Origin of the sequence: Reyranella sp., assembly GCF_965228225.1 — a bacterium.
GTDB lineage: Bacteria > Pseudomonadota > Alphaproteobacteria > Reyranellales > Reyranellaceae > Reyranella.
Map to the genome: position 1 here is coordinate 1,202,501 of NZ_OZ245801.1, position 23,243 is coordinate 1,225,743.

19 protein-coding genes, 1 tRNA gene and 2 rRNA genes are annotated in these 23,243 nt (G+C 63.7%); 17 read left to right on the top strand and 5 right to left on the bottom strand.

Going from position 1 to position 23,243, the window contains the following annotated elements:
• Positions 1–63 precede the first annotated feature (63 nt).
• The 3 genes from ACO07K_RS05865 to ACO07K_RS05875 all read left to right on the top strand — a co-directional run bounded on the left by ACO07K_RS05865 (position 64) and on the right by ACO07K_RS05875 (position 3,122).
• Positions 64–2,793, top strand: a 23S ribosomal RNA gene (locus tag ACO07K_RS05865).
• 79 nt (positions 2,794–2,872) lie between these two features.
• A 5S ribosomal RNA gene (gene rrf / locus ACO07K_RS05870) occupies positions 2,873–2,987 on the top strand.
• 58 nt (positions 2,988–3,045) lie between these two features.
• A tRNA-Met gene (locus ACO07K_RS05875) sits at positions 3,046–3,122 on the top strand.
• Between the two features lie 65 nt (positions 3,123–3,187).
• Here ACO07K_RS05875 and ACO07K_RS05880 read toward each other — a convergent pair.
• Positions 3,188–3,856, bottom strand: coding sequence for a uracil-DNA glycosylase (locus ACO07K_RS05880; RefSeq protein ID WP_422036633.1), 669 nt, complete (start codon positions 3,854–3,856; stop codon positions 3,188–3,190).
• Positions 3,853–4,479: an NYN domain-containing protein gene (locus ACO07K_RS05885; protein ID WP_422034964.1), complete on the bottom strand. Its 627-nt coding sequence runs from the start codon at positions 4,477–4,479 to the stop codon at positions 3,853–3,855. Before ACO07K_RS05885 ends, ACO07K_RS05880 begins: the two co-directional genes overlap by 4 nt.
• 144 nt (positions 4,480–4,623) lie before the next feature.
• Between ACO07K_RS05885 and folK the strand changes: the two genes are divergently transcribed.
• From folK to era, 8 genes are all read left to right on the top strand, one after another.
• Positions 4,624–5,175, top strand: a complete 552-nt coding sequence (gene folK / locus ACO07K_RS05890) for a 2-amino-4-hydroxy-6-hydroxymethyldihydropteridine diphosphokinase (RefSeq protein WP_422036634.1) — start codon at positions 4,624–4,626, stop codon at positions 5,173–5,175.
• Between the two features lie 34 nt (positions 5,176–5,209).
• Positions 5,210–5,572 carry a DNA-directed RNA polymerase subunit omega gene (rpoZ, locus tag ACO07K_RS05895; protein WP_422034965.1) on the top strand — a complete coding sequence of 121 codons (363 nt, stop codon included), beginning with the start codon at positions 5,210–5,212 and terminating at the stop codon, positions 5,570–5,572.
• 95 nt (positions 5,573–5,667) lie between these two features.
• Positions 5,668–7,851: a RelA/SpoT family protein gene (locus ACO07K_RS05900; RefSeq protein ID WP_422034966.1), complete on the top strand. Its 2,184-nt coding sequence runs from the start codon at positions 5,668–5,670 to the stop codon at positions 7,849–7,851.
• Between the two features lie 34 nt (positions 7,852–7,885).
• On the top strand, positions 7,886–8,638 hold the full coding sequence (locus ACO07K_RS05905; protein ID WP_422034967.1) for a pyridoxine 5'-phosphate synthase: 753 nt from the start codon (positions 7,886–7,888) through the stop codon (positions 8,636–8,638).
• Positions 8,635–9,036, top strand: coding sequence for a holo-ACP synthase (acpS, locus tag ACO07K_RS05910; RefSeq protein ID WP_422034968.1), 402 nt, complete (start codon positions 8,635–8,637; stop codon positions 9,034–9,036). Before ACO07K_RS05905 ends, acpS begins: the two co-directional genes overlap by 4 nt.
• Before the next feature lie 108 nt (positions 9,037–9,144).
• On the top strand, positions 9,145–9,969 hold the full coding sequence (lepB, locus tag ACO07K_RS05915) for a signal peptidase I (protein ID WP_422034969.1): 825 nt from the start codon (positions 9,145–9,147) through the stop codon (positions 9,967–9,969).
• A complete protein-coding gene (gene rnc, locus ACO07K_RS05920) occupies positions 9,921–10,673 on the top strand; it encodes a ribonuclease III (RefSeq protein WP_422034970.1) in 753 nt (250 codons plus the stop codon). The genes lepB and rnc overlap by 49 nt, the downstream gene beginning before the upstream one ends.
• A complete protein-coding gene (era, locus tag ACO07K_RS05925; RefSeq protein WP_422034971.1) occupies positions 10,670–11,602 on the top strand; it encodes a GTPase Era in 933 nt (310 codons plus the stop codon). The genes rnc and era overlap by 4 nt, the downstream gene beginning before the upstream one ends.
• Positions 11,603–11,732: 130 nt before the next feature.
• Here the strand turns inward: era and ACO07K_RS05930 are convergent, their stop codons facing one another.
• On the bottom strand, positions 11,733–13,256 hold the full coding sequence (locus tag ACO07K_RS05930) for an alkaline phosphatase D family protein (protein WP_422034972.1): 1,524 nt from the start codon (positions 13,254–13,256) through the stop codon (positions 11,733–11,735).
• Positions 13,257–13,338: 82 nt separating this feature from the next.
• Between ACO07K_RS05930 and recO the strand changes: the two genes are divergently transcribed.
• The 6 genes from recO (at position 13,339) to ACO07K_RS05960 (ending at position 20,937) form a co-directional block, all read left to right on the top strand.
• Entirely contained in the window at positions 13,339–14,055 is a 717-nt protein-coding gene (gene recO / locus ACO07K_RS05935; RefSeq protein ID WP_422034973.1) for a DNA repair protein RecO, read from the top strand.
• Positions 14,056–14,107: 52 nt separating this feature from the next.
• The gene (parC, locus tag ACO07K_RS05940) at positions 14,108–16,348 is read left to right on the top strand and encodes a DNA topoisomerase IV subunit A (RefSeq protein WP_422034975.1); all 2,241 of its coding nucleotides are present in this window, start codon (positions 14,108–14,110) and stop codon (positions 16,346–16,348) included.
• 2 nt (positions 16,349–16,350) lie between these two features.
• The gene (locus tag ACO07K_RS05945) at positions 16,351–17,157 is read left to right on the top strand and encodes an undecaprenyl-diphosphate phosphatase (RefSeq protein ID WP_422034976.1); all 807 of its coding nucleotides are present in this window, start codon (positions 16,351–16,353) and stop codon (positions 17,155–17,157) included.
• Between the two features lie 92 nt (positions 17,158–17,249).
• On the top strand, positions 17,250–18,356 hold the full coding sequence (locus ACO07K_RS05950; RefSeq protein WP_422034977.1) for a TRAP transporter substrate-binding protein: 1,107 nt from the start codon (positions 17,250–17,252) through the stop codon (positions 18,354–18,356).
• A gap of 177 nt (positions 18,357–18,533) precedes the next feature.
• Positions 18,534–19,640, top strand: a complete 1,107-nt coding sequence (locus ACO07K_RS05955; protein WP_422034979.1) for a TRAP transporter substrate-binding protein — start codon at positions 18,534–18,536, stop codon at positions 19,638–19,640.
• A gap of 193 nt (positions 19,641–19,833) precedes the next feature.
• Entirely contained in the window at positions 19,834–20,937 is a 1,104-nt protein-coding gene (locus ACO07K_RS05960; protein ID WP_422034980.1) for a TRAP transporter substrate-binding protein, read from the top strand.
• A 68-nt stretch (positions 20,938–21,005) separates the two neighbouring features.
• Here the strand turns inward: ACO07K_RS05960 and ACO07K_RS05965 are convergent, their stop codons facing one another.
• Positions 21,006–22,595: a TRAP transporter large permease gene (locus ACO07K_RS05965; protein ID WP_422034981.1), complete on the bottom strand. Its 1,590-nt coding sequence runs from the start codon at positions 22,593–22,595 to the stop codon at positions 21,006–21,008.
• Positions 22,592–23,137, bottom strand: a complete 546-nt coding sequence (locus tag ACO07K_RS05970) for a TRAP transporter small permease subunit (RefSeq protein WP_422034982.1) — start codon at positions 23,135–23,137, stop codon at positions 22,592–22,594. The genes ACO07K_RS05965 and ACO07K_RS05970 overlap by 4 nt, the downstream gene beginning before the upstream one ends.
• Positions 23,138–23,243: the final 106 nt, after the last annotated feature.

Genomic DNA, 23,243 nt, shown 5'->3' on the forward strand with positions numbered 1-23,243 from the left:
TCCCCTGCACGGAACGAGCCGATAGGGCGATCGCAAGATCGTTCCATCGCTGACAAAACGTGAAGTTAAGCACAATAAGGGCGTTTGGCGGATGCCTTGGCACTGAGAGGCGATGAAGGACGTGGCAGGCTGCGATAAGCTTCGGGGAGTTGCCAGCACACTTTGATCCGAAGATTTCCGAATGGGGAAACCCCATCCATCAGGATGATCGTTGACTGAATCCATAGGTCAACGAGGCAAACCCAGGGAACTGAAACATCTCAGTACCTGGAGGAAAGGACATCAACAGAGACTCCGCTAGTAGTGGCGAGCGAACGCGGACTAGGCCAGTGCTTCGATTGTAAGAACCGGAACACTCTGGAAAGAGTGGCCATAGCGGGTGATAGCCCCGTACGGGTAGAAAGCAGTCGGAGACTCGAGTAGGGCGGGACACGTGAAATCCTGTCTGAACACGGGGGGATCACCCTCCAAGCCTAAGTACTCCTCAGTGACCGATAGTGAACAAGTACCGTGAGGGAAAGGTGAAAAGCACCCCGACAAGGGGAGTGAAATAGACCTGAAACCGAACGCCTACAAACAGTCGGAGGCCGCAAGGCTAACGGCGTACCTTTTGTATAATGGGTCAGCGACTTACTCTGTGCAGCAAGCTTAAGCCGATAGGTGTAGGCGCAGCGAAAGCGAGTCTGAATAGGGCGCTTAGTTGCACGGAGTAGACCCGAAACCGGGTGATCTAGTCATGGGCAGGTTGAAGGTGCGGTAACACGCACTGGAGGACCGAACCGGTTACCGTTGCAAAGGTATCGGATGACCTGTGATTAGGGGTGAAAGGCCAACCAAACTCGGAAATAGCTGGTTCTCCGCGAAAACTATTTAGGTAGTGCGTCGTGTGATTACCGCCGGGGGTAGAGCACTGGATGGGCTAGGGGGATCCAAAGTCTTACCAAACCTAACCAAACTCCGAATACCGGCGAGTACAGCGCGGCAGACAGACGGCGGGTGCTAAGGTCCGTCGTCGAGAGGGAAACAGCCCAGACCGCCAGCTAAGGTCCCTAAGTCATGGCTAAGTGGGAAAGGATGTGGGAATTCCAAAACAACCAGGAGGTTGGCTTAGAAGCAGCCATCCTTTAAAGAAAGCGTAATAGCTCACTGGTCTAATTAAGAAATCCTGCGCCGAAGATGTACCGGGGCTCAAGCCATGCACCGAAGCTGCGGACTCGAAAGAGTGGTAGCGGAGCGTTCCGTAAGCCTGTGAAGGGAGACCCGTGAGGGCTCCTGGAGGTATCGGAAGTGAGAATGCTGACATAAGTAGCGATAAAAAGCGTGAGAGACGCTTTCGCCGTAAGTCCAAGGGTTCCTGCGCAAGGTCAATCCGCGCAGGGTTAGCCGGCCCCTAAGTCGAGGGCGACAGCCGTAGACGATGGGAACCACGTCAATATTCGTGGGCCTGCTGGTGGTGACGGATCCGAAAAGTGGCCCGAGCTCGTTGGCGAATGCTCGGGCGGCCCAAGGGTTCCAGGAAATAGCCCCAGCGTATAGACCGTACCCTAAACCGACACAGGTGGACTGGTAGAGTATACCAAGGCGCTTGAGGGAACCATGTTGAAGGAACTAGGCAATTTACCCCCGTAACTTCGGGATAAGGGGGCCTCTGACGGTCTCGTCAGAGGGGCACAGACTAGGGGGTGGCGACTGTTTACCAAAAACACAGGGCTCTGCTAAGCCGTGAGGCGAAGTATAGGGTCTGACGCCTGCCCGGTGCCGGAAGGTTAAGAGGAGAGGTGCAAGCCTTGAATTGAAGCCCCGGTAAACGGCGGCCGTAACTATAACGGTCCTAAGGTAGCGAAATTCCTTGTCGGGTAAGTTCCGACCTGCACGAATGGCGTAACGACTTCCCCGCTGTCTCCAACATGGGCTCGGCGAAATTGAATTCCCCGTGAAGATGCGGGGTACCCGCAGTTAGACGGAAAGACCCCGTGCACCTTTACTACAACTTTGCAGTGGCATTAGAGAATGGATGTGTAGGATAGGCGGGAGCCTTTGAAACCGGGGCGCTAGCTCTGGTGGAGGCAACCTTGAAATACCGCCCTTTTGTTCTTTGATGTCTAACCGCGGTCTGTCATCCAGATCCGGGACCCTGCATGGTGGGTAGTTTGACTGGGGCGGTCGCCTCCCAAAGAGTAACGGAGGCGCGCGATGGTGGGCTCAGGCCGGTCGGAAATCGGCTGCTGAGTGCAATGGCACAAGCCCGCCTGACTGCGAGACTGACAAGTCGAGCAGGGACGAAAGTCGGCCATAGTGATCCGGTGGTTCCGCGTGAGTGGGCCATCGCTCAACGGATAAAAGGTACGCCGGGGATAACAGGCTGATACCACCCAAGCGTCCACAGCGACGGTGGTGTTTGGCACCTCGATGTCGACTCATCACATCCTGGGGCTGGAGCAGGTCCCAAGGGTTCGGCTGTTCGCCGATTAAAGTGGTACGTGAGTTGGGTTCAAAACGTCGTGAGACAGTTTGGTCCCTATCTGCTGTGGGTGTTCGAGACTTGAGAGGAGCCGTCCTTAGTACGAGAGGACCGGGATGGACTTACCTCTGGTGTACCGGTTATGGCGCCAGCCGTAGCGCCGGGTAGCTATGTAGTGAAGGGATAAACGCTGAAAGCATCTAAGCGTGAAACCCGCCTCAAAACTAGGTCTCGCTGAGAGTCGTGGTAGACCACCACGTTGATAGGCCGCATGTGCAAGTGCAGTGATGCATTCAGCTTAGCGGTACTAATAGCTCGATCGGCTTGACTTCATTCGTTCCGTGCAGCGGTCGACATCCGCTGCATGGCCTTGTGCACGACTTTAGACCTCAATCCCTTGCGTTCGGACGATCCGGTGGCTCTAGCGAGAGGTGTACACCCGATCCCATTCCGAACTCGGACGTGAAAACTCTCAGCGCCAATGGTACTGTGTCTTAAGGCACGGGAGAGTAGGTCGCTGCCGGATCTTCCGAACGCTAGGGAATACAGTCCCGATAAACACGCGCTCAGCGCGATCGATTTAACGCGGGGTGGAGCAGCCCGGTAGCTCGTCAGGCTCATAACCTGAAGGTCGTAGGTTCAAATCCTGCCCCCGCAACCATAGAAACCGACATTCCAACGGCTCCGGCCGAAGGGATGTCGGTTTTTCTTTTTCTGCGCGAAGCGTCAGGCGTCGAGCGCGCGTCGGACGCCGTCGAAGACCTGGTGGAACATCTCGGTCGTGAGGCGACCGGTGTTCGTGTTGTAGCGCGAGCAGTGATAGCTGTCGGCGAGCATCAGTCCGGTCGGAAGCTCGTGCAGCCGGCCATGGATGAACGGATAGGCCCCCGCCGGCCGCACGGTCAGGGCGCGCAGGATCTGGTCGTGGGCGCCCTTGCCCAGGGCCACGAGGATCCGCAGCTTCGGCATCACGGCGAGTTCGGACAGCAGGAACGGCCGGCAGGCGGTGAACTCGACGGGCAGGGGCTTGTTCTCGGGCGGCAGGCAGCGCACGGCGTTGGCGATGCGGCAGTCGATGAGCCGCAGCCCGTCATCGGGATCGGCCTTGTAGGTACCCCGGGCGAAGCCGAACTTCAGCAGCGTCGAATACAGGAGGTCGCCGGCATAGTCGCCGGTGAAGGGCCGACCGGTGCGGTTGGCGCCCTTCATGCCGGGGGCCAGTCCGACGATCAGCAGCCGGGCCTCGAGCTTGCCGAACGACCGGACCGGCGCATTCTTCCAGTCCGGGAACTTGCCCTGCAGGTCGTGGCGAAAAGCCGCGAGCCTCGGACAGCGCGGGCAGTCGAGCGGCGGCTCTTCGAAGGCCTGAGCGGACACTGACGCCGGAGGCCTCAGGCCGACCGCATCAGCGACTCAGGCGGAGCATCGTCGATATCGGCGTCGCCTTCGCGCGGCGTCACGGCCGGGCGGGGCGCGCGTTCGGACGGGGTGCGCGCGATCAGGGGCGCGAGTTCGGACAGCTCGATGAAGTCGTCGGCCTGGCGGCGCAGCTCGTCCGCCACCATCGGCGGCGCGGACTTGATGGTGCTCACGACCGAGACCCGGATGCCGCGGCGTTGCACGGCCTCCACCAGCCGGCGGAAGTCGCCGTCGCCCGAGAACAGGATCACGTGGTCGAGATGGTCGGCCATTTCGAGCACATCGATGGCCAGCTCGATGTCCATGTTGCCCTTGATCTTGCGGCGACCCATGGCATCGGTGAATTCCTTGGCCGGCTTGGTGACCATGGTGTAGCCGTTATAGTCCAGCCAATCGATCAGCGGCCGAATGGGCGAGTATTCCTGATCTTCCACCAGCGCCGTGTAGTAATAGGCGCGGACCAGATGTCCTTTTTCGCGAAAGACGTTCAGCAGGCGGCGATAGTCGATGTCGAAGCCCAAGGCGCGGGCGGCCGAGTAGAGGTTTGCGCCGTCGATGAAGAGCGCGGCGCGCTCGTTCTCGTAAAAATGGCCCTTCATGGCGATCATGCCCTTTTGAAAAAAATATGCGCAGGTCGAGCAAAAAAATGCGGGCAGCCGAGGCTGTTAGCCCACGCTCTACCGAAAGTATATTAACAGTAGGTATTTCACCCATAGATCACAAGAGGTTGAGGGCGCTTGCTGGTGGACAACGGAAACCGTCGACCGATTTTTATAGGGGCCGGAGCCAATCTGCCCCACCCGTCCTATGACTCGCCTCGCGAGACCCTGCAGGCCGCGCTGCTCGAGGTGGACCGGCGCCAAGTGCGCGTTCTGCGGTACTCGCGCTGGTACAGGACGGCGCCGGTGCCGGCCTCGGACCAGCCGTGGTACGTCAATGTGGTGGCCGAGATCGCCACCTCGCTGGGGGCGGACGAGCTGCTGGCCGTCCTGCATGAGATCGAGGACCTGTTCGGCCGTGTCCGCAGCGTGCCCAATGCAGCCCGACTGATCGACCTGGATTTGCTCGATTTTCGTCGGGAAACAGCGCCTCCGGGGCCTTCGCGGGCGACGCTGCCGCATCCCCGCATGACCGGTCGGGCCTTCGTGCTGCGGCCCTTGGCCGATCTCGCGCCGGATTGGCGCCATCCGGTCTCGGGCGCCTCCATCCGGGAGCTGCTGACAGCCCTACCTCCCGACCAGATTGCCGAGCCCTTTGGGCCCGCCGGCTTGCCTTTTGGACAGGGACGAGTATAACCCGCCGCTTCCAGGAAATTTTGAGGTTCCCGACATGGCGCGTGTCACCGTCGAAGACTGCATCGTGCAGGTCCCCAACCGTTTCGAACTGGTCATGTTTGCCGCCCAGCGCGCCCGCGACATCTCGGCCGGCGCGCAGATCACGCTCGACCGCGATCGCGACAAGAATCCGGTCGTGGCGCTGCGCGAGATCGCGGAAGTGAAGCTCGACCAGGTGGTCCTGAAGGATTCCCTGATCTCCGGCATGCAGAAGCACGCCGACGTCGACAAGCCCGAGGAGGTCAACGAGATGGCCGAGTTGGAGCAGGAGCTGGCCGCGGCGCTGGCGCAGGGCGGTGCGGAAGCCGCCCAGCCCAAGGCGCTGCCGATGGCCGAGGAAGACGACGTCGCCGAATAGCCGGGCCGCAGGCTGAGCCCTAAAAGCGCTCAGCCTGCTATTCGCGCAATCGTCGTGGAGTGAGCGCAATCGTCCCCATATAGTGGGCGACTGCCATGATTCGCCAATTCGAACTCGTCGAGCGCGTACAGTCCTACGATCCGGATGCGGACGAGGACGTTCTCAACCGTGCCTATGTCTACGGCCTGAAGAAGCACGGTAACCAGCTCCGCGCCTCGGGCGACCCCTATTTCTCGCATCCCGTCGAGGTCGCCGGCCTGCTGGCCGAGATGCGACTCGACACCGATTCGATCGTCACCGGGCTGCTGCACGACACGCTGGAAGACACCGACGCCACGCGCGACGAGATCGCCAGCCTGTTCGGCGAGGACATCGCCCGGCTGGTCGACGGCGTCACCAAGCTGTCGCGCCTCGAGATCCAGTCGGAGAGCACCAAGGAAGCCGAGAACCTGCGCAAGCTGGTGCTGGCGATGTCGTCGGACATCCGAGTGCTGCTGGTGAAGCTCGCCGACCGCCTGCACAACATGCGCACGCTCCATCACATCAAGGAGCCGGCGCGCCGCCGTCGAATCGCGCGCGAGACCATGGACCTCTACGCGCCGCTCGCCTCGCGCATCGGCATGGAGAAGGTGAAGCGCGAACTCGAGGAGCTGGCCTTCGCCGAACTCAATCCCGACGGTCGGGCCTCGGTGCTGGCGCGCCAGGGCTATCTGCGGGAGCGCGGCGACAAGCTGGTTCCCCAGATCGAGGTCGAGCTGGTGAGGACGCTGAAGGAGGGCGGCCTGGAGGCCCAGGTCTCGGGCCGCGAGAAGACGCCCTATTCGATCTGGCGGAAGATGCAGACGAAGAACGTGTCCTTCGAGCAGCTCTCCGACATCATGGCGTTCCGCATCATCGTCGCGGACGTGGCGCAGTGTTACCAGGCGCTCGGTCTGCTGCACGGCCGCTATCAGGTGCTGCCGCAACGCTTCAAGGATTACATCTCGGTTCCCAAGCCCAACGGCTACCGCTCGCTCCATACCGGAGTCATCGGCCCGCTCGGCCAGCGCATCGAGATCCAGATCCGCACCGAGGAGATGCAGGACCAGGCCGAGCGCGGCGTGGCCTCCCATTGGATCTACAAACAAGGCGGCCCATCCACAGACGCGCCACAATATGCCTGGCTGCGCAGCCTCATGGACATCCTCGACAAGGCGCCCAATGCGGAGGAATTCCTCGAGCACACCAAGCTGGAGATGTTCCAGGACCAGGTGTTCTGCTTCACGCCGAAGGGCAAGCTGATCGCCCTGCCGCGCGGCGCGACGCCGATCGACTTCGCCTATGCCGTGCACAGCCAGGTGGGCGACACCTGCGTCGGGGCCAAGATCAACGGCCGCATGCTGCCGCTGCGCACGCAGCTCTCGAACGGCGACCAGGTCGATATCATCACGTCCAAGGCGCAGACGCCGTCGCCGACCTGGGAGCGCTTCGTCGTCACCGGCAAGGCCAAGGCCGCGATCCGCCGCTTCATCCGCACGCGCCAGCGCGAGCAATATATCCAGCTGGGCAAGTCGCTGCTCGACAAGGCCTTTCACGAGGAAGGCTACGAGGTCACCGAGAAGGGCCTCGAGGGTGTGCGCCTCAACTTCAAGCAGGCCTCGACAGACGATCTCATCGCGACGGTCGGCGCCGGGCTGGTCGGCGCGCGTGAGGTCCTGACGGCGGTCTATCCGGGGCTGAAGCAGCCGCGGAAGGGCAGTGCCGACGTCGTGCCGATCTCGCGTGCCCGCACCGGCAAGTCTGGCAAGGCGGGCGAGAGCGGGCGGGCGGGCAAGCTGGACGGCGAGCAGATCGCGATCCGCGGGCTGATCCCGGGCATGGCGGTGCACTTCGCGCGCTGCTGCCACCCGCTGCCCGGCGACCGCATCGTGGGCATCATCACGACCGGCAAGGGCGTCACCATCCACACGATCGACTGCGCCACGCTGGAGAGCTTCTCCGAAGCGCCGGAGCGCTGGATCGACGTCGGCTGGGATTCGGTGAGCGAGGGTGGCGGCGGCGTCTATACGGGCCGCCTCAAGATCACCGTCGCCAACCAGCCCGGCAGCCTGTCCAGCCTGTCGACGGTGATCGCCCGCCACGAGGGCAACATCTCCAACCTGCGCATCGTCAACCGGTCGATGGACTTCTTCGACATGGTGATCGACGTCGAGGTATCCGACGTCAAGCACCTGGCCGACATCACCGCGGCGCTGCGCGCCACCCCCGCCATCAACGCCGTCGAACGCGCCCGCAATTGACGGCTTCCTCGACCTCTCTCCGCGAAAGTTGCGTATGACTGCGCCCCATCCCCTGCGTCTCGGCATCAACATCGATCACGTCGCCACCGTGCGGAACGCGCGCGGCGGGCATCTGCCCGATCCCCTGCGGGCGGCGCGCCTGGCCGAGGCGGCCGGGGCCGACGGCATCACCGCCCATCTGCGCGAGGACCGGCGCCATATCGTCGATGCCGACATCGACGGCCTGATGCGGGACCTCAAGGTGCCGCTGAATTTCGAAATGGCGGCTACCGAGGAGATGGTGGGCATTGCCCTGCGCCATCGCCCGCACGCCGCGTGCATCGTGCCGGAAAAGCGCGAGGAACGAACGACCGAAGGCGGGCTCGATGCCGCCGGCCAGCACAATCACCTGAGGCCGATGATCGCCCGGCTGCGCGATGCCGGCATTCGCGTCTCGCTGTTCATTGAGGCCGATCCCCGCCAGCTCGAGGCGGCCGTCGCGCTTGGCGCGCCGGTCGTCGAACTGCATACGGGCCGCTATTGCGAGATCGAGGGCCCGCCTAAGCAGGCGGAACTGCAGCGCATCCGCAAAGCGGCGGCTCTTTGTGCGAAACTCGGCCTGGAGTGCCATGCAGGCCACGGGCTGAGCTACGCCGACGTCGGGCCGATCGCCGCCATTCCCGAAGTGCGCGAACTCAATATCGGCCATTTCCTGATCGGCGAGGCGATCTTCGTGGGCCTCGAACCGGCGATCCGGGAAATGCGGCGCATCATGGATGCCGCCCGGGCCGGGGGGGCGCCCGCGTGATCATCGGCCTTGGCAACGATCTCTGCGACATCCGGCGCATCGAGAAGTCCCTGGAGCGCTTCGGCGAGCGGTTCATCCAGCGTGTCTTCACGGAGGTCGAGCAGAAGCGCTCGGAGGGTCGGGCGACCCGGGCCGCAAGCTACGCCAAGCGGTTCGCCGCCAAGGAGGCGTGCGCCAAGGCGCTGGGCACCGGCCTGCGGGCCGGGGTCTTCTGGCGTGACATGGGCGTGATCAATCAGAAGAGCGGCAAGCCCACCATGGCCTTGACCGGCGGGGCGCTGGCACGGCTGCAGAAGATTACGCCAGCCGGCATGACGGCCCAAATCGACTTGAGCATCACGGACGAATACCCGCTGGCGCAAGCCGTCGTGATCATCTCGGCGGTGCCCAATCCATGAACTGCGGCAGATTTTTAGCGATCGCCGGGGCTTCCATGCCGCGGTCGGGGCGGGAGACAGGGGCGCCGGGCCCTGCTATAGCCGCGGCTCGTTCAAACTGGTACGGCGATGACGGACGTGGCTGAGCGTCGGAAGAGAGCACAGGAAAAGACCGGCGGATGGGCAGAAACCGTCCGGACGGTGGTCTATGCCGTGCTGATCGCACTGGTCGTCCGGACCTTTGCCATCGAACCCTTCAACATTCCCAGCGGCTCGATGATCCCGACCCTGCTGGTCGGCGACTATCTGTTCGTCTCGAAGTATTCGTACGGATACAGCAAGCATTCCTTCCCTTTTTCGCTTGGCGTCTTCTCGGGCCGGATCTTCGGTTCGCCGCCCGAGCGGGGTGACGTCGCCGTGTTCAAGTATCCCGGCGACCAGGGCCAGGGCGTGAACCGCACCGACTACATCAAGCGCATCGTCGGCATGCCGGGCGATCGCATCCAGGTGACCAACGGCCTGCTGCACATCAACGGCGTGGCCGTCGACCGCCTGAAGGTCGGCGATCATGTGAAGGGCAACAACGGCCACTACCAGAAGGGGACGCTCTACAGCGAAACCCTGCCGAACGGCCGCCGCTACACGGTGCTCGAATATCGCGACGACGGCATGGCCGACAACACGCCGGAATTCCTGGTGCCGGCCGGCAGCTACTTCGTCATGGGCGACAATCGCGACGACTCGCTGGACAGTCGAACGCGGCTGATGCTGCGCGACTTCTCCGGCTCGACCCGCGATCGCGACCAGCTCGGCTGGTACGTGCCCGCCGAGAACCTGGTCGGACGCGCGGAGTTCATCTTCTTTTCACACGATCCATCGGCCGCAGGTTGGCTGGAGCCGTGGAAATGGCCCGAGGCGATACGCTGGAACCGCTTCTTCATGGCAATCCACTGAATTCGACAGACGTCGATCTCGCGGCGCTGTCGAAGGGTGTGGGTCATGTTTTCGCGCATCCCGAATTGGCTTCGGAAGCGCTCACTCATCGCAGCGCGCTCGACCGCCGGCCCGAGCTGAAGGCGGCCTTCCCGAACGGCAACGAACGGCTGGAATTCCTGGGCGACCGCGTCCTGTCGCTCGCCATGGCCGATCTCCTGCTGCGCTGCTTCCCGAACGAGCGCGAAGGCGAGTTGGCGCGCCGACACGCGGCGCTGGTCAGGGCGGAGACGCTGGTCGAGATCGCCACGGAAATCGGCCTCGGCGACCATTTGCGCCTCGGCGATTCGGAGCGAACCGCGGGCACCACTGTGCGGCCCAACATCCTGGCCGATGGGCTGGAGGCGCTGCTCGGCGCCATCTTCCTGGATGCCGGGCTCGAAGCCGCGGCGGCCAGCGTGGCCGTGCTGTGGGGGGACCGGCTGAGCAGCCGGGTGGCGGTGCCGCGCGATCCCAAGACGGCGCTGCAGGAATGGGCGCAGGCGCGCCGCCTTCCGCTGCCGGTCTATCTCGAGATCGATCGCGAGGGGCCGCCGCATGCGCCGGTCTTCGTGGTCGACGCGATCCTCAAGGGGCACGATCCCGCGCGCGGCCGTGGCGGCAGCAAGCGCGAGGCCGAACGGCTCGCTGCCATGACATTGCTGGAAAGGTTGAACGGGCCATGAGCACAGCTGCAACGCGGGCCGGGTTCGTCGCGGTCGTCGGCGCACCGAATGCGGGCAAATCGACCCTGGTGAACGGCCTGGTCGGCTCCAAGGTGAGCATCGTGTCGCCCAAGGTACAGACCACGCGCATGCGCGTGATCGGCATCGCGATGGCCGACCTTCCCGACACCGGTGAGGGCCCGTCGCGGGCGCAGGTCGTGCTGGTCGATACGCCCGGCATCTTCCGCGTCGCCAAGCGCCGCCTCGAGCGCGCCATGGTCGCCGCCGCCTGGCAGGGCGCCGACGATGCCGACCTGGTGGCGCTGGTCGTCGATGCCGAGCGTGGCATCGGTCAGGAGACCAAGGCCATCGCCGAGCGGCTGAAGGATTCGAAGACGCCGCGCTTCCTGGTCCTCAACAAGATCGACCTGGTGGCGCGCGAGACGCTGCTGGCCCTCACGGCCGAGCTGAACGCCATCGTGCCGTTCGAGCGCACCTTCATGGTGAGCGCGCTCAAGGCCGATGGAATCGGCGATCTGCTGACGGCCTTCGCACAGGCAGTGCCGCCGGGGCCGTTCCTCTATCCCGAGGATCAGGCCGCCGACCTGCCGCTGCGCCTGCTGGCGGCGGAGGTGACCCGCGAGCAGGTGTTCCTGCAGCTCCACCAGGAACTGCCCTACGAGGCGGCGGTCGAGACCGAGAAGTGGGAGGACCGCCCCGACGGCAGCGTCCGGGTCGAGCAGATCATCTATGTCCAGCGCGATGGCCAGCGCGCGATCTTCCTCGGCAAGGGGGGCGCCCGCATCAAGCAGATCGGCGCGCGCGCGCGTCACGAGCTCTCGCAGATGCTGGAGCGCCCGGTGCATCTTTTCCTGCACGTGAAGGTGAGCGAGCGCTGGGCCGAGGATCCCTCGCACTACCGCACGATCGGGCTGGATTATCAGTCTTGAAGCGGGACGGCGTCGCGCCGCGTTCACAACTGTCGTCCTGAGTGCAGCGAAGGACCTGGCGGGGCGACCGGCGGACTCCTTATCAGCCGTGAGATTCTTCGCTGCGCTCAGGATGACTGAGTGCTTGTTTCTAGGATGGCATCAATTCCAGCGAATGGATGACCGCGCCGCCCGCATCGCGGTGACTGACCGTCATCACGCCTGACTTTCCGTCGATCCTGACGTGGCCGAAATGGCAGGAGCCTTCGAGCGGCGAGAGATCGAAGCGGCCTGGCGGCGGCACTTTCTGGAATACGACCTGCGGGCCGAACGTGCCGTCGAGGGCGTTTGGGCCGAAGCCGCCGGCGCACAGCGGGCCCGACACGAATTCGTAGAACGGCGTGAAGTGCCGGAAGGCGGCCCGTTCGGGATCGTAGCGATGGGTGGCGGGATAGTGCACGTCGGCGGTGATCCAGTGCACGTTGCGGATGTTCTCGCGCTTGATGAACGACAGCAATCCGGCGATCTCCAGCTCGCGCCCGAGCGGCGGCCCGTCATCGGCATTGGCCACCGCCTCGAAGCCGGACTTGCGGCGCCAGTCGTCATAGACGACGAGCCCGAGCGGCATGTCGGCCGCGACGATCTTCCATGTCGCCGTCGAGGATTTGAGCGCCCGTTTCAGCCATCCGACCTGTTCGAGGCCGAGATAGGCCGTGTCCTTGCCCGTTACTTCTTGCCGGTTGAAGCCGTTGGCGGCGCGAAACCCCCTCATGTCGAGGCGGAAGAGATCGAGACGCGGACCGAACGAGAATTTGCGATAGAGACGCATCGGCCCGTCGAGCCCGTCGGCGAGGGGCATGAACTCGCGAAAGGCGCGCTCGGCGCGCCGCGCCAGCACCGCGACGCTCTTCTCCCCATAGCGCGGATCTGCATCGAGATGCTTTTCCCGAAACCAGTTGTCGACGACGTCGTGATCGTCCCATAGGGCGATCATCGGGACCTCGCTATTGAAGCGGCGCAGGTTGGCATCGAGGAAATTGTAGAGATGATTGCCGCGGAACTCGGCAAGTGTCTCGGCGACCTTGGACTTCGCCTCCGTGGTGAGGTTCTTCCAGAGGCGCCCGTCCGGCAGCTTCTTCTCGGATGCCAGCGGGTCGTCGGCATAAATCGTGTCGCCGCAATGAACGAAGAAGTCCGGCGCCAGCAACCGCATCGCCTCGTAGATCGTCATGCCGCCGATGTCGGGATTGATGCCCCAGCCCTGGCCGACCGTGTCGGCCGACCATGCGAAGCTCACATCTCCTGCGGCCGCGGAAGGCGTGCGGAAGCGGCCCTGCATCCAATCGCTCGTCGCGCTCGCGTCGACCTGATCGGCATAGGCAACGCGATAGAAGATCGTCTGTCCCGGCGGCAGGTCGCCGAGACGCAGGCGTGACGTGAAACCGGTCCCTTCGAGCGCGAGCGGCCCCTCGATCCGGCGGGCGTCCGTGAAACTCTCGGTCGTGGCATTTTCGACGATCATGCGTGCCGGCCGGTCGGCGCGGCTCCACAGGGTCACGCCGTCGCTCCCGACATCGCCCGATTGGACGCCCTGCATCAGGCGTGGCCGCGCGGCGGCGGCGGTCTGGGCGAACACACGAGAGGGCAGGGTGGCGAGTGCGCCTGCACCCTGCAAGGCCCGCCGTCTCGATATCGGCCCCGGTCGTATCGCCATGGCGCAACCTAGCGCGATTTGCCCGGGCGGGGCATACACGGGCATGGAATGGAACGACGAAGGCATCGTGCTGACGGCGCGGTCTCACGGCGAGACGGGCCTCGTCGTGTCCCTGCTGACGCGGGATCATGGGCGCCATTCGGGTTTCGTCCCCGGCGGCGTCTCGCGGCGGGCCCGTCCCATCTGGCAGTCGGGCAATCTGGTCGAGGTCGCCTGGCGGGGCAGGCTTGCCGAACAGCTCGGCAACTACTCGGGCGAACTGCGCGAGCCGCATGCGGCGCGCGCCATGGACGACGCCTCGGAGTTGGCCGGGCTGGCGGCGGCCTGCGCCGTCATCGACGCCGCCCTGCCCGAGCGGGAGCCGCATCCCGCGATGTTCGACGGGTTCCGGGCGTTCCTGGGCTCGCTCGGCCACCCCGGTTGGCCGACGATCTATGTCCGGCTCGAACTGGGGCTGCTCCAGGAGCTGGGCTTCGGCCTCGATCTGGAGAAATGCGCCGCCACGGGGACGACCGAGGAGCTTGCCTATGTCTCGCCGAAGACGGGCCGCGCCGTCTCCCGCGCGGCCGCCGCACCCTACAAGGAGAAGCTGCTGCCGCTGCCGGGCTTTCTATCCACCGGCGGAGTGCCGTCGGACGAGGAAGCGCTGCGCCAAGGCTTTGACCTGACGGGATTTTTCCTCGAACGGCACGTTTTTTGGCCGCACAACAAGCCCTTGCCTCCCGCCCGGTCGAGATTTATGGAATCGCTCCAACGCTAGAACAATCGGGCCACGGCAGGAACTGCGGCTCTCCCCCTCGTCACGCTGGTCCATGGCAAAGCGCAACAACGTCGTCCAACTGGCCGAAGTGAAGCCAGTGCAGTTCGGAGACGCGCTCCGCGAGCGCTATCTCTCCTATGCGCTGTCGACGATCATGTCGCGGTCGCTGCCGGACGTGCGCGACGGGCTGAAGCCGGTGCATCGCCGGCTGATGTACGCGATGCGCCAGCTGCGGCTCGATCCGAACAGCGCCTTCAAGAAGAGCGCCCGCGTCGTCGGCGACGTGATCGGCCAGTATCATCCGCACGGCGACCAGTCGATCTACGACGCTCTGGTGCGCCTCGCGCAGGAATTCGCCGCGCGCTACCCGCTGATCGAGGGCCAGGGCAATTTCGGCAACATCGACGGCGATAACCCCGCCGCGATGCGTTACACCGAGGCACGCCTCACCGAGGTGGCCGAGGCGCTGCTGGGCGGCATCGACGAAAATGCCGTCGACTTCCGGCCCAACTACGACGGCTCGACCGAAGAGCCGATCGTGCTGCCGGGCGGCTTCCCGAACCTGCTGGCCAATGGGGCCGCCGGGATCGCGGTCGGCATGGCGACCTCGATCCCGCCGCACAATGTCGGCGAGCTCTGCGACGCGCTGCTGCATCTCATCAAGACGCCCAACTCGCGCATCGAGACCCTGGTCGACCTGGTGAAGGGGCCGGACTTTCCGACCGGTGGCATCCTGGTCGAACCGCGCGAGGCCATCGTCGAGGCCTACAGGACCGGGCGCGGCGCCTTCCGCCTGCGTGCGCGGTGGGAGGTCGAACAACTCCCGCGCGGCCAGTACCGCATCGTCGTCACGCAGATTCCCTATCAGGTCCAGAAGGGCCGGCTGATCGAGCGGATCGCCGAGATCATCAACGCCAAGAAGCTGCCGATCCTCGAGGACGTGCGCGACGAGTCGGCCGACGACGTGCGTATCGTGCTCGAGCCGCGCGCCGGCAACGTGCCGGCCGAGCTGCTGATGGAACAGCTCTTCAAGCTCAGCGACCTCGAAACGCGCTTTCCCCTGAACCTCAATGTCCTCGACAAGGACAACACGCCGCGGGTCATGGACCTGCGCGAGGCGCTGCAGGCCTTCCTCGATCACCGGCGCGAGGTGCTGGTGCGGCGGTCGACCTTCCGGCTGGCGGCGATCGAGCGGCGCCTGGAGATTCTCGACGGCTATCTGATCGCCTATCTCAACCTCGACGAGCTGATCAAGATCATCCGCGAGGAAGACGAGCCCAAGCCCAAGATGATGAAGGCCTTCGGCCTCACGGACATGCAGGCCGAGGCGATCCTGAACATGCGCCTGCGTGCCCTGCGCCGGCTCGAGGAGTTCGAGATTCGGGGTGAGCACAAGAAGCTCAGCGCCGAGCGCAAGAACCTGAAGGACCTTCTTAAGAGCGACGACCTCCAGTGGGATTCGATCGCCGATGAGGTTCGAGAGACCAAGAAGAAGTTCGGTGGCAAGACCGAACTCGGCCGCCGCCGCACCGAACTGGCCGACGCACCGGCCGAGATCGAGCATGCGATGGAGGATTTCGTCGAGCGCGAGCCCGTGACGGTGATCCTGTCCGAGAAGGGCTGGATCCGTGCCGCCAAGGGCCATCTCGACGACAAGGCGGCCGGCGAACTCAAGTACAAGGAAGGCGATTCGGCACGCTTCGCCATCCATGCCCAGTCTACGGACAAGATCCTGCTGTTCGGGACCAACGGCCGCTTCTACACGGTGGGCTGCGACCGCCTCCCGAGCGCCCGAGGCCATGGCGAGCCGATCCGGCTGATGATCGAACTGGGCAACGAGCAGGACATCGTCCAGGTCGACGTGTTCAAGGGCGGTCGCAGGTTCCTGGTCGCGTCTGATGCCGGCCGCGGCTTCATCGTCCCGGAAGACGATGTCGTGGCGCAGACCAAGAACGGCAAGCAGGTGCTGAACGTCGCCGACAAGGAAAAGGCGCAGGTGCTGAGCGTCGTGCCCGACGGCGCGAACCAGATCGCGGTGCTGAGCGAGGGGCGCAAGCTGCTGATCTTCCCGCTCGATCAGGTGCCGGAGATGGGTCGGGGCAGGGGCGTGCTGCTACAGAAGTCCAAGGGCGACCATCTGTCCGATGCGCAGGCCTTCATTCTCTCAGCTGGCCTGGCCTGGGCCAATCGCGTCATCCCGGCCGCCGAACTGAAGTTCTGGCGGGGCGAGCGTGCGCAGGCCGGGCGTATGCCTGAGAAGGGCTGGCCGCGAGCCAAACGCTTCAAGGATTGAGCATGGACCTGACGCTGATCTGGAAGGCGCTGCTGATCGGCGTTGTCGAAGGTCTCACCGAGTTTCTCCCCGTCTCCTCGACGGGGCACATCATCCTCGCCGAGGAAGTGCTCGATTTCCAGGGCCCTCCAGGCAAGGTCTTCGAGATCGTGATCCAGCTCGGCGCGATCCTCGCCGTCTGCTTGCTCTATCGCGCGAAGATCTGGACGACCGCGAAGGGAGTGCTGGAGCGCGACAAGCAGGCGACCCGGTTTACCGTGGCCATCCTGGTGGCTTTCCTGCCGGCCGTGATCATCGGCGTGGCGGCTCATAAATACATCAAGTCCGTGTTGTTCAGCCCGTGGGTGGTCGCCATCTCCCTCATCGTGGGCGGTATTGCGATCCTGGTGATCGAGCGATTTGCGCAGAGGCCGCGCATCAAGAGCCTCGATGAGGTGGACCTGAGGACCGCCCTCTATGTCGGTCTCTGCCAGTGTGTGGCGATGATCCCGGGCGTCTCGCGCTCGGGCGCCACCATCATGGGCGCCCGGATTTTTCGCGTGGACCGTGCCACGGCGGCCGAGTTCTCATTTTTCCTTGCGATGCCCACAATGCTGGGGGCGACCGTTTACGATCTCTACAAGAACTGGTCGTCGTTGAGCTGGGACCATGGCGGCGTGATCGCCCTGGGCTTCCTGGCCGCCTTCTTTTCCGCACTCCTGGTTGTCCGGGCCTTCGTGGCATTCATCAGCCGCCACGGCTTTACCGTTTTTGCCTGGTACCGCATTGCAGTGGGCGCATTGGCGCTCACTCTATTGCTCATGCATTGAGCCTTTCATTCGATGCAGCGCGCGTGTCATAAGCCGCGCAAATCAGGCGGCATCCGTGCCGTCCTGCAACACGAGCTGGGAGTCCTGTTTTCATGCAACGTCGCAAGTTCATCCGTACGGCCGGTGTCGGCACCGCCGCCGTCGCCGCCACCGGCGCTCTGGCTGCTCCGGCCATCGCACAATCCGCGCCCGAGCTGAAGTGGCGCATGGCGTCGAGCTTCCCGAAGGCGCTCGATACGATCTTCGGGTCCGGCGAGCTGTTCACGAAGTACGTGTCGGAAGCGACCGACGGCAAGTTCCAGATCCGCCTGTTCGCCGCCGGTGAAATCGTCCCGGGCCTGCAGGTCGCCGATGCCGTCCAGAACGGCACGGTCGAGATGGGCCATACCGCGTCCTACTATTATGTCGGCAAGGACCTGACATTCGCTCTCGATTGCGCGGTGCCGTTCGGCCTCAACGCGCGCCAGCAGGATGCCTGGTGGAACTGGGGCGGTGGCCGTCAGGCGATGAACGAGTTCTTCAAGGACTACAACATCCATTCGATCCCCTGCGGCAACACCGGCGCCCAGATGGGCGGCTGGTTCCGCAAGGAGATCAAGACGGTCGATGACCTCAAGGGCCTGAAGTTCCGAGTCAGTGGCTTCGCCGGCGAGGTCCTGACGCGCCTCGGCGTCGTGCCGCAGCAGATCGCCGGGGGCGACATCTACCCGGCGCTGGAGAAGGGTACGATCGACGCGGCGGAGTGGGTCGGTCCGTACGACGACCAGAAGCTCGGCTTCAACAAGGTCGCGCCGTACTACTACTATCCCGGCTGGTGGGAAGCCGGCCCGCAGCTCTCGGCCTATGTGAACCTGGCCAAGTGGGCGGAGCTGCCCAAGTCCTACCAGGCGATCATCGAGGCCGCCGCCGCCAAGGCCCACACCTCGATGCTGTCCAAGTACGACGCCCAGAATCCGAAGGCGGTTCGCGAACTCGTCGCGGCCGGCACCAAGCTGCTGCCGTTCTCGCCGCAGGTCCTCGAGGCTTGCTACAACGCGACCAACGACGTGTTCGCTCAGCTCAATGAGAAGAACCCGAAGTGGAAGAAGATCTTCGAGACGTGGAAGCCTTTCCGCGCCGAGGAGGTCCTGTGGTTCCGCGTCGCCGAGAACACGATGGACAACTTCATGGCGCGCCAATCGGCGGCCAACAAGCTCTAGGCTGCTCAGCCCGGAACATCTGGAAAACCCCGCTTCGGCGGGGTTTTTCTTTGCCTGCACGGAGCCGGCAACTGCTTTTCATCGCCGCTTCGCTATGCGATAACCGCGGCAACAAAGTGTGTTCGCGTGGCAGAAGGCCCGCGTTCGGCAAGCAAAAGACTTAGGGAGATGATCGAAATGCAACGTCGCAAATTCATGCGCACGGCCGGGGTCGGCGGTGCGACCGTGGCTGCGGCCGGCCCCCTCGCGGCCCCGGCAGTCGCCCAGTCAATGCCCGAGGTGAAGTGGCGCATGGCGTCGAGCTTCCCCAAGTCGCTCGACACGATTTATGGCGCCGGCGAATACTTCGCCAAGCGCGTTGCGGCGCTCACCGACAACAAGTTCCAGATTCGCGTCTTTGCAGCCGGCGAGATCGTTCCGGGCCTGCAGGTCGTCGACGCCGTCCAGAACGAGACCGTCGAGTGCGGCCACACCGCGGCCTACTACTATGTCGGCAAGGACCCGACCTTCGCCTTCGATACGGCGCTGCCTTTCGGCCTCAACACCCGCCAGCACAATGCCTGGGTCTATTTCGGCGGCGGGCTCGAGCTGATGCGGGAGTTCTACAAGGAATACAAGCTGGTCTCCTTCCTGATGAGCCATACCGGCGCCCAGATGGGCGGTTGGTGGCGCAAGGAGATCAAGACGCCCGAGGACATGAAGGGCGTGAAGATGCGCATCGGCGGCTTTGCCGGCCAGGTGATGGCTAAGCTCGGCGTGGTGCCGCAGCAGATTGCCGGCGGCGACATCTACCCGGCGCTGGAGAAGGGCACGATCGATGCCGCCGAATGGGTCGGTCCGTATGACGACCAGAAGCTCGGCTTCAACAAGGTCGCGCCGTATTACTACTACCCCGGCTGGTGGGAAGGATGCGCGGCGCTCTCCCTCTATTGCGGCGAGAAGGCGTACGAGGCCTTGCCGCCGATGTACAAGGAAGCGATCGCGGTGGCGTCGGGCGACACGGTGAGCTGGTCGGTGGCCAAGTACGATGCCCAGAATCCGCGCGCGCTTCGCGAGCTCGTCGCTGCTGGAACGAAGTTCCTGCCGTTCCCGCAATCGGTGATGGAAGCGTGCTTCGGCGCCGCCAACGAACTCTATGCCGAGACCATCGCCAAGAATCCGAAGTTCAAGAAGGTCTACGATTCCTGGAAGCCCTTCCGGAGTGAAGAAGTTCTCTGGTTCCGTGTGGCCGAGAACACGTTCGACAACTTCATGGCGCGCCAGTCCGCGGCCAACAAGCTCTAGAGCCCGGCTCGCGCCGGTTCAAAGCCCCGCTGCGGCGGGGCTTTTTCTTGCGCAGCCGAACGCCGCGATCACCCGAAGATTGCATATTTTTAAGGAAATTCCGGCAGTCGGACGCTTTCCAAATCCAATTCTGCATGCCAGTGTTGCAGTCGCTGAAGGGGGCCATAAAGGCAACCACGGGAGGAAACGAAAAATGCAGCGCAGGAAATTCATCAGGACCGCGGGCGTTGGTGCCGCGGGAGTTGCAGCGGCCACGACGGTGGCTGCGCCGGCCATTGCGCAGAGCATGCCGGAAGTTAAATGGCGTCTGACATCGAGCTTCCCCAAGTCGCTCGACACGCTCTACGGTGGATCCGAGGTCTTCGCGAAGATCATCGCTGAGATGTCGGACGGAAAATTCCAGATCCGCCCCTTCGCTGCCGGTGAAATCGTTCCCGGCCTGCAGGTGGCCGATGCGGTGCAGAACGGCACCGTCGAGGCCGGCCAGACCGCCGCCTACTACTATTTCGGGAAGCATCCGAACTTCGTGTTCGAGACCGGCCTGCCTTTCTCGATGAACCAGCGCCAGTATTACGCGTGGCTGGAGTTTGGCGGTGGCCACGAGCTGATCAACGACTTCTACAAGGAGTATAACTTCCGCTCCTTCACCTTTGGCGGCACGGGCTGTCAGATGGGCGGCTGGTTCCGCAAGGAAATCAAGTCGATGGACGACATGAAGGGGCTGAAGTTCCGCGTCGGCGGCTTCGCCGGCCTCATCCTCACCCGCCTCGGCGTTGTGCCGCAGCAGATTGCCGGCGGCGACATATATCCGGCGCTCGAGAAGGGGACGATCGACGCCTGCGAATGGGTCGGCCCCTATGACGACGAGAAGCTCGGCTTCAACAAGGTCGCCAAGTACTACTACTATCCGGGATGGTGGGAAGGCGCGTCGGTCGGCTCGCTCTACATCAACAACGAAGCCTGGGCGAAGCTGCCGAAGCCCTACCAGGCGATGGTCGAAGCCGCGGCCGGCCGGGTCACGTCCTGGATGGTTCCCAAGTACGATGCCGGCAATCCGCCGGCCCTGCGCCGTCTCGTGGCGGCCGGCACCGAACTGCGGCCGTTCCCGCGCGCTGTCCTCGAGCCCTGCTTCCTCGAAGCCTACAAGTTCTACGACGAACTGGCGGCCAAGGACCCGAAGTTCAAGAAGATCTACGACAGCCTCAAGACGTTCCGGTCGGACGAGAATCTGTGGTTCCGCGTGGCCGAGAACACCTTCGACAACTTCAATTTCGCAATGTCGGCACAAGGCCGCTAAGCGCACGATTAAGCGCACTATCAAGTGAAAAGCCCCGCCGGTTGGCGGGGCTTTTTTCTGTCTTCGTTCTACTTGAAGACCGGCGGGGCCGAGTCTTCCGCGGGTGGTGGCTGGAGTTCGATCTTGATCGTGGTGGGATCGATCCCGTGCGGCTTGTCCAGGAAGTAGGTCACCGACTGCGGGATCGCGATCACGATCGCGACCATGATGAGCTGAAGGATCACCCACGGGATCGACCCCCAGTAGATGTCCGAGCTCTTCACTTCCTTGGGCGCCACGCTGCGCAGGTAGAACAGCGCGAAGCCGAAGGGCGGGTGCATGAAGGAGGTCTGCATGTTCACGCAGAGCATGACGCCAAACCAGATGAGGGCGGCATCGGCTCCCACCACCGGTGTCAGCAGCTTCTGCGCAACCGGCGCCAGCATCGGGATGATGATGAAGGCGATCTCGAAGAAGTCGAGGAAGAAGGCGAGGAAGAAGACGAACAGGTTGACGACGATCAGGAAGCCCCAGACGCCGCCGGGCAGGTTCGACATCAGATGCTCGACCCATTGATTGCCGTCGACACCTTGGAAGGTGATCGAGAAGCAGGTCGCGCCGACCAGAATGAAGGCCACCATCGCCGTGATGCGCATCGTCGCCTGGAGCGCCTGCACGATCAGGTCGCGCAGGTCCTTCACCTGCCAGGCCCGCCAGCACAGCCAGATGACCGCGGCAAACATGACGGTGAAGGCAGCCTGGAAGGCGAGCGACTTGAAGGCGACGATGCCGATCAGGGCGCCTATGATCGCGGCGGCGCATCCCCCGAAGAACATGAGCCGGTCGAACTTCGTGAGCGGTGCGTTGCGCACGACCGCGAGCACGATGGCGCCGATCGTGCCCATGGCGCCGGCCTCGGTCGGCGTCGCCAGGCCCATCATGATGGTACCCAGCACCAGGAAGATCAGCACGGCGGCCGGAATGATGCCCCACGCGCACTTGACCAGAAGCGCCTTGCCGAACAGCGTCCGCGGTACCGGCGGCAGCGCCTCGGGCTTCACCAGCGTCAGGTAGAATGTGTAGCCGGCAAACAGAGCGATCTGCAGCAGCGACGGGCCCCAGGCGCCCAGATACATGTCGCCCACCGACTTGCCCAGCTGGTCGGCCAGGACGATCAGCACCAAAGAGGGCGGCACGAGCTGCGTGATCGTACCCGACGCGGCCAGCACCCCGGTCGCGTACCGCATGTCGTACTTGTAGCGCATCATCACCGGCAGGGTGATCATGGCCATCGCAATGACCTGGGCGGCCACGGTGCCGGTGATGGCGCCGAGGATGAAGCCCACGATGATCGTCGAATAGCCCAGTCCGCCCTTTATGGGACCGAAGAGCTGCCCCATCGATTCGAGCATGTCCTCCGCCAGCCCGCATTTTTCCAGGATGGCGCCCATGAAGGTGAAGAAGGGAATGGCGAGCAGCAGCTCGTTCGACAGGATGCTGCCGAACACGCGGCCCGGGATGGCCTGCATGAAGGCCATCGTGAAGTAACCCATCTCGATCGACAGGAAACCGAAGAAGAAGCCCACCGCGCAGAGCGAGAAAGCGACCGGGTAGCCGATGATCATGAAGACGACGAGGCCGCCGAACATCAGCGGCGGCATGTACTCGAGAGGGATCATTGCGTGGGCCTCTCGTAGTGAGCTTCGAGGCTGTCCACGGCATAGCCGTTGAGGAAGGCGACCCGCTTAATGAGTTCGGACACCCCCTGGAGGGCGACGAGCGCGAAACCTACGGGCAGCACGAGCTTGATCGGCCAGCGCAGCAGGCCGCCCGCATTCGAGGAGTGCTCGTAAACGTTGAACGACTGCATGAAGAACGGCCAGCTCAGCCAGGCCAGAATGGTGCAGGTCGGCAGGAGGAAGACCAGCGTGCCCAGGATGTCGACCCAGAGCTGCCCGCGGCGGCTCAGGTTCATGTAGACGAGGTCGACGCGGACGTGTTCGTTGCGCTTCATCGTGTAGGACGCGCCGAACATCACGATCACGGCGAACATGTACCACTGGATTTCGAGCCAGGCGTTCGAACTGGTATCGTAAGCGTACCGCACCATCGCATTTCCGGCGCTGACGACGCAGGCCAGCAGCACGAGCCAGTTGCAGACGTTTCCTATTTTCTCGTTGAACGCGTCGACGAGCGTGCTGAACGACAGCAGTAAGCGCATCCCACTCCCCTGTTTCGCGAGCTTATTCTTGTCGAAGTTCCGTTCTCGCTGACGGATGCGCTCTCTTAGCTTGCTTTGCTGTGCGGTGCCAGAGCCCGCAGAGCGG